General features: G+C 64.1%; 10 protein-coding genes. 2 read left to right on the forward strand and 8 right to left on the reverse strand.

The window, feature by feature from the left end:
* Nucleotides 1-7: 7 nt before the first annotated feature.
* From MTR72_RS35990 to MTR72_RS36025, 8 genes are all read right to left on the reverse strand, one after another.
* On the reverse strand, nt 8-1,048 hold the full coding sequence (locus MTR72_RS35990) for a 2-hydroxyacid dehydrogenase (protein ID WP_280964653.1): 1,041 nt from the start codon (nt 1,046-1,048) through the stop codon (nt 8-10).
* Nucleotides 1,041-2,621, reverse strand: a complete 1,581-nt coding sequence (locus tag MTR72_RS35995; RefSeq protein ID WP_280964654.1) for an FGGY-family carbohydrate kinase — start codon at nt 2,619-2,621, stop codon at nt 1,041-1,043. The genes MTR72_RS35990 and MTR72_RS35995 overlap by 8 nt, the downstream gene beginning before the upstream one ends.
* Before the next feature lie 2 nt (nt 2,622-2,623).
* Nucleotides 2,624-3,733: an ABC transporter ATP-binding protein gene (locus MTR72_RS36000; RefSeq protein ID WP_280971020.1), complete on the reverse strand. Its 1,110-nt coding sequence runs from the start codon at nt 3,731-3,733 to the stop codon at nt 2,624-2,626.
* A 20-nt stretch (nt 3,734-3,753) separates the two neighbouring features.
* Nucleotides 3,754-4,860: an ABC transporter ATP-binding protein gene (locus MTR72_RS36005; RefSeq protein WP_341512023.1), complete on the reverse strand. Its 1,107-nt coding sequence runs from the start codon at nt 4,858-4,860 to the stop codon at nt 3,754-3,756.
* A 4-nt stretch (nt 4,861-4,864) separates the two neighbouring features.
* A complete protein-coding gene (locus MTR72_RS36010; RefSeq protein ID WP_280964656.1) occupies nt 4,865-5,722 on the reverse strand; it encodes a carbohydrate ABC transporter permease in 858 nt (285 codons plus the stop codon).
* A 14-nt stretch (nt 5,723-5,736) separates the two neighbouring features.
* The gene (locus tag MTR72_RS36015; protein ID WP_445819675.1) at nt 5,737-6,663 is read right to left on the reverse strand and encodes a carbohydrate ABC transporter permease; all 927 of its coding nucleotides are present in this window, start codon (nt 6,661-6,663) and stop codon (nt 5,737-5,739) included.
* 131 nt (nt 6,664-6,794) lie between these two features.
* On the reverse strand, nt 6,795-8,234 hold the full coding sequence (locus MTR72_RS36020) for an extracellular solute-binding protein (protein ID WP_280964658.1): 1,440 nt from the start codon (nt 8,232-8,234) through the stop codon (nt 6,795-6,797).
* Between the two features lie 22 nt (nt 8,235-8,256).
* Nucleotides 8,257-9,288: a sugar-binding transcriptional regulator gene (locus tag MTR72_RS36025; protein ID WP_280964659.1), complete on the reverse strand. Its 1,032-nt coding sequence runs from the start codon at nt 9,286-9,288 to the stop codon at nt 8,257-8,259.
* A 150-nt stretch (nt 9,289-9,438) separates the two neighbouring features.
* On the opposite strand from MTR72_RS36025, the gene MTR72_RS36030 reads away from it, so the two are divergent.
* Complete coding sequence (locus MTR72_RS36030; RefSeq protein ID WP_341512024.1) at nt 9,439-10,719, forward strand: FGGY-family carbohydrate kinase; 1,281 nt, start codon at nt 9,439-9,441, stop codon at nt 10,717-10,719.
* Nucleotides 10,716-11,585 (forward strand): TIGR01459 family HAD-type hydrolase, encoded by an 870-nt coding sequence (locus tag MTR72_RS36035; protein WP_280964661.1) that lies wholly within the window; start codon nt 10,716-10,718, stop codon nt 11,583-11,585. Before MTR72_RS36030 ends, MTR72_RS36035 begins: the two co-directional genes overlap by 4 nt.
* Nucleotides 11,586-11,594: the final 9 nt, after the last annotated feature.

Genomic DNA, 11,594 nt, shown 5'->3' on the forward strand with positions numbered 1-11,594 from the left:
TTCGTCTTCAGCACGGATTGAGCGGCGGCTCGCCGGCGAGATACCGCCGAACCTCCTCCGCCGCCTGGTCGGCGGCAATGGTGACGGTGCGCAACGATGCGCCGGCGATGTGCGGCGTCAGCGTTACGTTCGGCAACTGCAACAGCGGCCAGTCCGGCGGCGCCGGCTCGATCGCGAAAGTATCCAGCATGGCGCCCGCAAGCCGGCCTGAGGACAACGCGTCATAGAGCGCCTGGTAGTCGACCAGGGGACCACGGGCAGTATTGATCAGGAACGCATCAGGCTTGACCCGCGCGAGCGCATCGCGATCGATGAAGCCAGTGGTCTCGCCGGTCACCCGCGCATGCAGGCTGATCACGTCGGCGCGCGCGAGGAGGTCCGCGAGCCCGACATGTTCGACGCCGTCATTGCGGTCCTGCGCGCTGAGCTGGACGTAGGGGTCCGCCACCAGGATCTTGCAGCCGAAAGCCTTGAGCAGCTTCACCACGCGGCTGCCGATGGCACCATAGCCGACGATACCGACCGTCATCTCGCCGAGCTCGCGACCGGTGCGGTCTGCGCGGTAGAGATCGCCGCGCCATTCGCCGCCGCGCAAGGATTCATGTCCGCTGCGGATCAGCCGCGTCTCGACCAGAATGGCACCGATCGTGAATTCGGCGACCGCACTGGCGTTGCGGCCGGGGGTGTTGACGACGATGACCCCGTGATCGCGCGCGGCCTGCATGTCGATATTGACCGGGCCGCCGCGCGACACTGCGATGAACTTCAGGTTCGGCAACCGTTCAAGCATCGATCGTGAAATGGGCGCGAGGTGCGTCACCAACAACGACGCATCGCCGATGAAATCCGCGACTTCGTCCGGATCCCCCATGAACTCCTTCAGGCCATCGACCTTCGTGTCGGCATAGCCGTGCTCCATCGGCTCATCCGGCCAGGGCTGTTCCAGAATACGGATCTCAATGCCCTCGCCACAGGCCGCGGTGATCCGTTCGGCGAACACCGACGGTAGCATGAAGCGGTCACCGACGATGGCGATGGCCTTAGACATGGCCGGCCTCCGTGCGCAGCGCCGCAAGCCGCTTCCACACCGGCCGGGCGGCGAGCCTTGCGTCGAGATAGGCGGGAAACATCCGTCCATAGTGCGCGGCCAAGGCCGCATCGGGCCGTTGTGGCGCGTTCAAATGTGGTCTCACCCAGTCCTCCGCACAGGCCATCATGTCCGGATAGAGTCCGGTTGCGACAGCGGCGATCATGGCTGCACCTGCGGCGCCGGCTTCGCCACGGCTACAGACCTGAACATTGCTTTCAAGCGCAGCTCCCAGGATGGCGCAGAGTGCCCGGCTTCGCGCGGCGCCGCCGGTAATCCGCACGTTGCCCGGCAGCGCGCCCATCGCCGCATAGCAATCGCGAGCGGCAAACGCGAGCCCCTCCATCACGGCGCGCATCAGGTCCCAATAGCCGTGGCGGGTGCGCAGGCCAAGGAACTGCGCACAGGCCTCATGCGCAATGAAAGGCCCGCGCTCGCCGGCATCGGAGATGAAGGGATGAAACAGCAAGTCGCCCGGGCGCGCCTCGAGGACTCGCTCGTCGAGCCGGCCGATCAGATCGGCGCGCGAGCGGACGATGCCTTCCGCGGCCAGCAGGTCGCGGGCAAGATCGAGCAGCCAGTCGATGTTCAGCGTCGCCGCCATGTTGGACTGCATCTGGGCATAGTGACCGGGAACAGGGAACGGCATGGTGTAGCCCGTCGCTTCGGCATTCAGCGTCACCGCATCGGGGCTCTCGGCCAGCCGCATATGCATGCCCGTCGACCCGATGATGGTGCAGCCGACATCGGGCGCCGGATCGTAGAGGCCCGCCCCCAGCGCGTTGCAGATCACGTCGACATAGCCAAGCGAGACCGGCACGCCTTGCGGCAGTCCGGTCTCCATCGCGGCGGCGGGGCTGAGCGGATGGGTTGTTCCGATCCCGTCGACGACGTCGGGAAACAGGGCGATGCAATCGGCGATGCCGATCAGGCGCGCGGTCTCCGCATCGAAACCGCGCTTGCGAAAGTCGCCACAGGAGAACGTTGCCTCCGATGGATCAGTCGCGCGCTGGCCGGTGAGCAGGAAGTAGAGCCAGTCCTTGCAATGAAACGCAGTCCGCGCGCGAGATAAAGCCTCTGACGCATGCGCCTGGAGCCAGGCCAGTTGCGGTCCCTGCTGGCAGGCGTTGAGCCCAGAGCCGGTCCGCCGATAGAGCGCCGCGTTACACTCGCTGGCGCGGATTTCCTCGACGATGCCGGCGGCACGCGAATCCAGCCACAGCAGCGCGGGTGCGACCGGACGGCCGTCATCGTCGATCAGCCATGTGCCGTCGCCCTGCCCGGTGACTGCGATCGCGGCGAGGCGCGTCGCGAGATCAGGCACGGCCGCAACGAGACCGCGCACCGCCGTCACAGTGTCGTTCCAGGTCCGCGACATGTCCTGTTCAACGCGTCCGCCGGCAGCCGTGCTGTAGCTGTTAGGCAGCGCGACGTCGCCGAGTTGCTGCCCATCGCGCGTGAACGCCACGGTCTTGATCAGAGAGGTGCCGGCATCGATGCCGATGATCACGTCGCGGCGAGACGTGGTGCGCATGGTCAGGCGCCCTCCGCATGGCGAATGCAGGTACCCTCAGTGCCGAAGATATGCAGGTAGCGGGGTTCCAGCGCAAACGGCACGACGTTGCCGGGCCGCGCCCCAATCCGGTTCGCGGTCACGGCAATCAAGAGATGGCCCGCGCATTCGCCGGCAATATGGGATTGGTCGCCGAGCCATTGATTGGACACGACGCGCACACGCAGATCGCCGGCTCCGACGGCTATCCTTTGCGGACGAATACCAACCCGGACGCGCTTGCTCTGCTCGAGCGTCGACCTCGCGACCTGGTCGAGTGTATCGCCCGGAATCTGGAATGCCATATCCGAACCTATCGAGAGGCGGAAACCGCCGTCGACCCGCGCCACGTCCGTGTCCAGCAGGTTCATCGGCGGCTCGCCGATAAAGCTCGCGACGAACAGGTTGGCGGGGCGGTTCTTCAGCTCTTTCTCGTTTGCAAATTGCTGGAGAACGCCGTCCTCCATGACGGCAATACGATCGGCCAGCGCGCTCGCTTCGGTCTGGTCATGGGTGACGAAGATCGCCGTCATGCCGCGCTCGGCCAGGAGGCCCTTGATCCGCCCGCGTAGTACGGCGCGAAGCTGCGGCTCGAGCTGGCCCATCGGCTCATCGAGCAGATAGAGATCGGCATCGCGCACCAGCGCCCGGGCCAGCGACACGCGCTGCTGCTGGCCGCCCGAGATGGAACGCGGGAAGCTGTCGAGAATATCCTCGATCTCGACCAGCCGCGCGATCGCATCGACACGGCGCTTCACCTCGCGATGCGGGAGCTGCTGCGCCTTGAGCGCAAAGGCAATGTTCTCGCGAATGCTCAGGGGCGGATAGAGCGAATAGCCTTCAAAGGCCATTGCCACCTTTCGCTTGGCGGGCGCCAGCTCGTCGATCCGCCGCTGCGACAGCGCGATTGATCCCGAGGTGACACTCTCGAAGCCCGCGATCATGCGCAACGTCGAGGTCTTGCCACAGCCGGAGGAGCCCAGCAGCGCGACGATCTCGCCCTTCTTCACCTCCATGTCGAGCGCGCGCACGGCATGTACCGGTGGCTTGCCGCGGCTGCGATACACCTTGTCGACATTCCGGATTTCGAGCATGCCCATGGTCGTGTGCCCCTTCACGCCGCCTGCCGCCGATGCGACAGACCGACCCGAAGTCCGGTCGCGCGATCGAACAGGAGCGCCGCTTCCGGCGCAAAGCGGACGAACACGCCATCATCGGCACTGGCAATCGGCGCATCCTGCGGCCGCGCCGCAAGCCATTCAGTGCCGTCGGCGAAACGCAACAGCAGCACGGCCCGCTCATGCATCGGCGTGACCGCGACAACACGCGCCGGAATGGCGTCTTCACTTGCCGACCGGAGGACCGCTAGATCGTCGGGCCGAACGCCCAGCCAGCACGGAGCGTGATCCGCCGGCTGGTTATCAAGCGACCCGAGCCGAATCCGGGCCCCGCCAATTTCGCCCATCAGATACCCCTGATCGACCACGGGCACGACTTCGGCGAGATTGATGCTGGGATCGCCGAACAGGCGAGCAACTGCAACCGATGCCGGCCGGGCATAGATCTCTTCGGGTCTTGCGACCTGCGCCAGATTCCCACCGATGATGACCGCTATCCGGTCCGCGATCGCCATCGCCTCGCGATAGTCCTGAGTGACATAGAGCACCGCGGCGGAGCTGCGGCGCAGCAGGTTTGGTAGTTCGAGCCGCATCTCGTAGCGGAGCTTGGCGTCGACGTTGCGGAGCGGATCGTCCAGCAACAAGACATCCGGGTTTCCGACCAGCGCACGCGCGAGCGCCGTGCGCTGCTTCTGCCCGTTCGACAATTCGCGGGGCATGTGGCCCAATACATGCTCGATCTTCAGGAGCCGGCTGATCGACTTGACCCGGCTGGCCACCTCTCCGGCGCCCGCCCTGGCACGCAAGCCGCTTGCGATGTTATCCTGCGCACTCATGTGCGGAAACAGGGCAAAGTTCTGGAAAGCCATGCCGATCCCGCGCCGCTCGGGCGCGGCGCCCACGATCGAATGACCACCGACCAAAATATCCCCGTCATCAGGCTCGAACATGCCCGCGATCATGCGCAGCAGCACGGTCTTGCCGCTCCCCGAGGGTCCGAAGACCGCGACGATTTCGCCGGGCTCGACTGCCAGTGAGATGCTATCGGCGCAGCGAACCGGACCGAATGCCTTGCTGACGGCGCTGAGTTCGAGACGAGCCATGCTGTCAGCCCTTCACCGCGCCGAGCGATAGACCCTCGACCAGATAACGCTGCGCATAGAGCGCGAGCAGCAACGTCGGCGTCACCGAGAGCACGATCGCAGCCGCGATCTGACCATACTGGATGCCGGACGCCGTGACGAAGGCGAGCGCGCCAACGGTCACCGGCTGCTTGTCGGCCGATGCCAGGATCAGCGCGAACACGAAATTATTCCAGCAGAAGATGAAGGACAGAAGGGCCGCTGCCGCGATGCCTGGCCCGGCGAGCGGCACCGCAATCCGCGTAAAGGCCTCGCGCCAGGAATGTCCGGCAAGCCGGTAGGCGTGCTCGATGTCCGGGCTGATGTCCTCGAAGTAGCCCCGCACGATCCACAGGATCAACGGCAGCGCGATGAGCTGATAGACCCAGACGATGCCGAAATAGGTGTCGTTGAGCCCAAGCTGCTGGTAGTAGAGCGACAGCGGCAAGAGCACGAGCAAGGGCGGCGCAAAGCGAAACGACAGCAGCGTGAAGGCGATGGTCTCGCCGAGGCGAAACTTGAACCGGGCAAAGGCATAGGCCGCCGGCACGCCGAGGAGCAAGGCCAACAGCACCGCCGCGCTCGACAGCACGAAGCTGTTCATGAGATTGCGCATGAACGAGATTTCGAGATTTCCCGCCGCGGTGCGGAGTTGGCCCGAGATCAGCGCCTCATAGTTGGCAAGCGTCGGCTCGAACAGGATGCGCGGCGGGATCCGCAAGATCTGCTCGTTGGTCTGGAACGACATCAGGAAGATCCAGACGATCGGGAACATGAAGAAGACGAGCACCAGCGCAAGCGCAACGCTCCGGAAGATGCGACCTGCGAGACTGGAGTGATCCATCGTCGCCTCCTGCCTTACGCGTGGCCATGGGCGCGGGCCCGCAGCCGCAGCCAGTTCTTGATGAAGATGTTCGACAGAATGTTGGTGATCAACCAGAGGATCATCAACAGCGCCGCCGAGCGGCCGACATTTGTGTACTGGAAGAACTCCAGATAGGCCTGAACCTGAAACACCATCAGCCGATCGCCCGGCCCGCCTTGCGTCATCGCGTAGATGATGTCGAACTGCTGAATGGAGTCGAGCAGGCGGAACAGCGAGGCCGTGATGATATAGGGCGCGAGCATCGGCAGCGTGATGCGGAAGAACACGAAGCTCGCCGGCACACCATCGAGCGCTGCCGCCTCGAACGGCTGACGCGGCAGCGAGCGCAGCCCGGCGAGCAGCAGGATCATGATGAACGGCGTGTAGACCCAGACATCGACCAGAACCACCGTGAACAGCGCAGTCGACGGGTCGGACGCCCATTTGAAATCATGCAGGCCGAATAGGCCGACCAGATAAGAGAGGATGCCGAAGCTCGGATTGGTCATCAGCTTCCACATCAGCGAGGCGATGGCCGGTGCCGTCATCAACGGCAGCAACAGCACGATCGACACCGCATTGTGAAAGCGCGTCGGGCGCCGCAGCAACAGCGCGATGCCGAGGCCGAACAGAAGCTCCAGAATCACCGTCGCCGCGGTATAGACCAGCGAGATGCGCAACGTATTCCAGAAGGCGGGGTCCGAAAGGAAATCGATGTAATTGTCGACCCCGATGAAGCCGCGCAAGTAAGGTAGATTCAGCCGGTAGCGCTGAAGCGAATACACCGCCGCCGTCACGAAGGGCACGAGAATCGCGATGCAGACCAGCAGAGCCGGCAGGCTCAGCACATAAGGCAGGACCCGGCCGCGCAGCCTCGTGGTGCGCCGCGGAAGCGCATTTGTCTGAAGGAGTTGGACCATGCTCATGATGATACGAGCTCACATCTTCGCTGCAACACCGCCGGCTCGGAACGGGTAGGCGCCCGAACCGGCGGGTTGTCGTGGCGCTGGAGGAATTGAGACACCACGAAAGCCGCTAACCCACGCGAGATTCAGCCAAGACCTGCCTGCTTGAGCTGGCGGTTGATGCTGTCGGCAAGCTTGTCGAGACCTTCGTCGACGCTGACCTCCTTGGCGACCATCTTCTGAAGCGATGCCGCCCATTCCGTCGTCAAATCGAAGAACAGAGGCTGCGCCGTGAAGTAGATCTTGGCGCCCGGCGCGGAGACATCGTGCTGCTCGAGATAGCCCGGATAGGACTTTGCAATGCGGTCGCGGAACTCCGAGTCCTTCCAGACCGAGGTACGCACCGGATTGACGAAGTCCATCTTGCGGGCGCCGAACAAATCGTGCTCAGTCGAGGCCGCCCACTGCATGAATGTCCAGGCTGCGTCCTTCTGTTTGGAGAAGCTCGACAGCGCAAGCGACCAGATCCAGACATTCGGCGTCGGCGCCTTGGCGGCCGGGTTTGCGGCGAACGGCGCATAGCCGAGGTGGCCGCGCTCCTTGTTCTCACCGCCGTTCATGAAATAGCCGAGAATATCGGCGTCGAAAATCATGCCCGAGGCGCCGGCGCCGAGATCGGTGCCGACCTGATACCAGGTGTAGGTCGACCAGTTCTTCGGGCCGGAAGTCTGGATCATCTTGACCCATTTCTCGTGAAACTCCTTCGAGGCCTTGGTGTTCATCGCGGCCTTCAGCTTGCCGCCTTCCATCACAAAGTCCTTCTGGCCAAAGTTCGAATAGGCCGAGAGGAAGCCCGGATGAATGGTAGCCCAGGAGCGTGAGCCGCGAACGCCGACGCCGTAAGGCCCGCCTGCGTCCTTGGTGATCTTCGCGGCGACCTCCAGCATCTCGTCGAGGTTCTTTGGCGGCTTGACGCCGACCTTGTCGAAGATATTGCGGTTGTAGGTAATATTGTTGAGCTCGTAGCCCCAAGGAATGCACCACTGCTTGGCCTTGCCCGAACCGAGCTCGGAGCCCGCGACGCCATCCCACGCCGTCGAAGCGCGCAGACCGGGCAGCACGTCGTCCCAGGCAAAGGCCGGGTTGGTCTTAGCGGGGTCTTTGATGTAGGGGTTGAGATCCTCGATCCATCCGGCCGGGCCGTACGTCCAGGTCATATAGGCACCGGTCATGAAGGCGTCGTACTGATCCGATTTCGAGGACAGCGCCGCCGTCACCTTGTCGAAATAGACGTCCTCCGGGAAGATGTCGTAAGTGACGTTCATCCCGGTGAGTGTCTTGAACGCTTCGAGATCGCCGATCATGGCATCGACGTATGGATGCTTGTTCAGGAGCAGCTTGACCGTCTTGCCGCTATAGGCCTTCCAGTTGAAGTCTGCCGCCATCGCCCGCGACATGGCAGACGTGAAGGCGGCATTGGCGGCGACGCCGGCGATGCCGAGCTTGGTCGCGCCGTCGAGCAGATCACGCCGGCTGATGCGTTTGGCGGCGTAGGAATCGAACAGATTCTTCTCGCGATCGAACATTGTAACCTCCCATTGTGCGCGTTTACTTTCCCTTGCGACCCTTGCTTTTGGCCTTGTTGTTCTTGCCCTTACCGGATGTTGCCTCCGGCTTGTCGGTAGTGAGTGCCTGAGCGGTCAGCTCATCGATGATGAGCCCGTGCAGGAGGCCGCTGCGCAGCACAGCACGCAACGCCGTCACCTTGGCCAGTCCGCCGCCAATGGCGACGATGCGATGTTTCCTGAGATCCGCCGCCTCCATCGAGGTGGCGCGCGCCGAGAGATCAATGTCGAGCATCTCGCCATCGGCATTGAAGAAATGTCCGAGCAGGTCGGCGCAGGCGCCGGCGCGCTTCAGTTCGACGACTTCGTCGGGCCTGATCATGCCGCTCGAAACCAGGAAGCCGTCGGCGTGGATCTGGCCGATACCGACGAACAGCAGCGATGCCTTGCGAGCGAGCGCGAAGACGTCGGCAATGCCAAACTGCTGCATCAGGACGGCGCGGTCGGCGACCGAATTTGCGAACACCGGAACGGGAAGAAGATAGGCCTCCGCGCCGGTGCGCTCCGCCAGGCGATGGATCACGTCAAACGGATTGGCCGCGAATTTCCGCGTCAAGCCGCCGAGCAACGACACAAACTGCACGCCGCGAGCCTGCGTCTGCGGTAGTTGTTCGACCATGGCTGCGAGCGTGCGGCCGTGACCGACGCCGATTATCTTGTGTTCGCCGCGCTCGAGAATCTGCCGCAGGAAACTCGCGCCTTCGAGCGCCAGCGCCTTCAGGGGCAGGTCGCCCTCTCCGAGATCGGGCGCGACACGGCAGAAGCTGAGTCCATAGCGTTCAGCGAGCATGTTCTCCAGCGCCACGCATTCGGCCACCGGCCCTTCCACGAACACGCGGATCATGCCTTCGCGGCTCGCGCGCGCGATCAGCCGATGCGCCTTGGTGCTCTGGATGTTGAGCCGGTCCGCGACCTCGGACTGGGTCAGCCCGGCGGCGAAGTAGAGCCACGCGGCCCGTGTCGCGAGCGACGCTTCGCCATCAACCGTCGGCAGCCTGTCGGAAGGTGTCGCCACGCCCAAAAAGCCCGCTTGCAAATTTCTTCACATCTTGCAAAAAATTGCAGAGACCGGTTGGAACGTCAATCCCCCAGACGTGCTGCAGTGCAGTCGAGCGAAGATTGCGTTGTCAGTCGAAAGAACATCACCGCAGTGTTGTGAGGTCGAATGACGGGAGTATTCCTTGGTCTAGACGTCGGAACCGGAGGCGTCCGCGCCTGCGCCATCAATGCGCATGGCGATATTCTGGGCATGGAGTCGGCCGCTCTGCCCTCGCCCCGCCAGGATGGTGATGCGATCGATCAGGATCCGGAACTCTGGTGGACGGCGACGGTGGCTGCGGTCGGCAGGCTCGGCCACAAAATCGATCTTGGCCAGGTCAAGCGTGTCTCTGTTGATGGCACGTCCGGGACACTGCTCTTGATCGACGCAGCCGGCCGCCCTTGCACGCCGGGGCTGATGTATAACGATGCGCGGGCGAAGGCCGAGGCGGCCCGCATTGCCGCCGTGGCACCCGCGGAAAGCGGCGCACACGGTGCGAGCAGCGCGCTGGCAAAACTGCTTCACCTGTTGGGCCGCACCAGTGCCGGCGACGCGCGTTTCGCCGTGCACCAGGCCGACTGGATCGCCGGCCGGCTTGCCGGGCGGCACGGCGTCAGTGACGAGAACAATGCTTTGAAGCTCGGCTACGATCCCGTCACGCGCGCCTGGCCAGTCTGGCTCGATCAACTCGACGTCCCCCGCAAAATCCTGCCCGAGGTACTGGTGCCTGGAACCCCGTTTGCGGCAATTGCTCCCGAGATTGCAGGCACGCTCGGCCTGTCACCGTCAGCCCAGGTTACGGCGGGCACCACCGACGGCGTCGCCGCCTTCATCGCGACACGGGCGGATGCGCCTGGCGATGCCGTCACCTCGCTCGGCACGACGCTGGTGGTCAAGCTGCTGGCGACGCAACCGATCTTTGCCGCAGACCAGGGCGTCTATTCGCACCGGCTTGGCGAACGCTGGCTTGCTGGCGGCGCATCCAATTCGGGCGGCGGCGCGTTGCTGACGCATTTCACCGCCTCGGATATGGAGCGACTGACGCCGCTCCTGAGGCCGGAAGAGCCGACAGGCCTCGACTACTATCCTCTCGCCAAGCCGGGCGAACGGTTCCCGATTGCCGACCCGACGCTGGCCGCGCGGATTGCGCCGCGCCCTCCGGAAGACCACCGTTTCTTCCAGGCCCTGCTCGAGGGCATCGCATCGGTCGAGGCGCTCGCATACCAGCAACTGGCCCGGCTCGGTGCGCCGCCGCCCCGCCGTGTCATCAGCATCGGAGGTGGCGCGAAGAACGATGCGTGGACACAGATCCGGCATCGCCGTCTCGGCGTTCCCGTGGTCACCGCCGAGCAAAGCGAGGCCAGCTATGGCGCAGCGCTGCTTGCCTTGCAGGGCAGTCCGTCATGAGGAACGGCACCATCGAAATCGAAGCACTGAGCGCGATCGCCGACCGGTTCGACCACGTGCTGCTCGATCAATGGGGCACGCTGCACGAGGGCGGCCCCGTCTTTCCGCCGGCGCGCGACTGCGTGGCAAGACTCAGAAGCGCTGGCAAGCGCGTGCTGGTGCTCTCCAACTCCGGCAAGCGTGCACGCAGCAATGAAGAGCGGCTGGAGCAACTCGGGCTGCCGCCAGCCGCCTATGATGGCATTCTGACGTCGGGCGAAGTGACCTGGAGCGGTCTGTACGCGCGAGACCGCGAGCCGTTCGCCGGTCTCGGCCGCTCTTGTTTGGTCATTACGCGCGGCGGCGATCATTCCATCATTGATGGACTCGATCTCGCGGTCGCGACCGACGTACGGAAGGCCGAGTTCATTCTGCTGGGCGGCCTTGACGATGCCGTCGCCGAACCAAAGCACTGGCGCAACGTCCTGATCTCGGCTGCGACACGCCGGCTGCCGATGCTCTGCGCCAATCCTGACCTGACCATGTTCAGCGCAGACCGATTGATTCCGGCACCAGGAGCCTTGGCGAAATTCTATGAGACACTTGGCGGCCACGTGAGATATGTCGGCAAGCCGCACGCGCCGATCTTTGATGCGGCGCTGGAACGATTGGGCCGGCCCGATCCAAAGCGCGTTCTGATGGTCGGCGATTCCCTTGATCACGATATCGCTGGCGCGAGGGCCGCCGGGATGCTGACGCTGCTCCTCACCTCAGGCGTGCACAGGGAGGCGCTGGCATGGGCGCCCGATACGCCGACAGCGATCTACGCGCTGGCCGGCTCGCAGAGCCGCACGCCGAATTGGATCATGAGCCGTCTAGCCTGGTGAGACAACCGC

The organism is Bradyrhizobium sp. ISRA442 (assembly GCF_038085055.1).
Classification (GTDB): Bacteria; Pseudomonadota; Alphaproteobacteria; order Rhizobiales; family Xanthobacteraceae; genus Bradyrhizobium.

Excerpts from the sequence above, each read along its gene's own strand:
- MTR72_RS36015 (WP_445819675.1), bottom strand. The coding sequence starts at position 6,663 with ATGGTCCAACTCCTTCAGACAAATGCGCTTCCGCGGCGCACCACGAGG.
- MTR72_RS36030 (WP_341512024.1), top strand. The coding sequence starts at position 9,439 with ATGACGGGAGTATTCCTTGGTCTAGACGTCGGAACCGGAGGCGTCCGC.
- MTR72_RS36020 (WP_280964658.1), bottom strand. The coding sequence starts at position 8,234 with ATGTTCGATCGCGAGAAGAATCTGTTCGATTCCTACGCCGCCAAACGC.
- MTR72_RS36000 (WP_280971020.1), bottom strand. The coding sequence starts at position 3,733 with ATGCTCGAAATCCGGAATGTCGACAAGGTGTATCGCAGCCGCGGCAAG.
- MTR72_RS35995 (WP_280964654.1), bottom strand. The coding sequence starts at position 2,621 with ATGCGCACCACGTCTCGCCGCGACGTGATCATCGGCATCGATGCCGGC.
- MTR72_RS36035 (WP_280964661.1), top strand. The coding sequence starts at position 10,716 with ATGAGGAACGGCACCATCGAAATCGAAGCACTGAGCGCGATCGCCGAC.
- MTR72_RS36005 (WP_341512023.1), bottom strand. The coding sequence starts at position 4,860 with ATGGCTCGTCTCGAACTCAGCGCCGTCAGCAAGGCATTCGGTCCGGTT.
- MTR72_RS36010 (WP_280964656.1), bottom strand. The coding sequence starts at position 5,722 with ATGGATCACTCCAGTCTCGCAGGTCGCATCTTCCGGAGCGTTGCGCTT.
- MTR72_RS35990 (WP_280964653.1), bottom strand. The coding sequence starts at position 1,048 with ATGTCTAAGGCCATCGCCATCGTCGGTGACCGCTTCATGCTACCGTCG.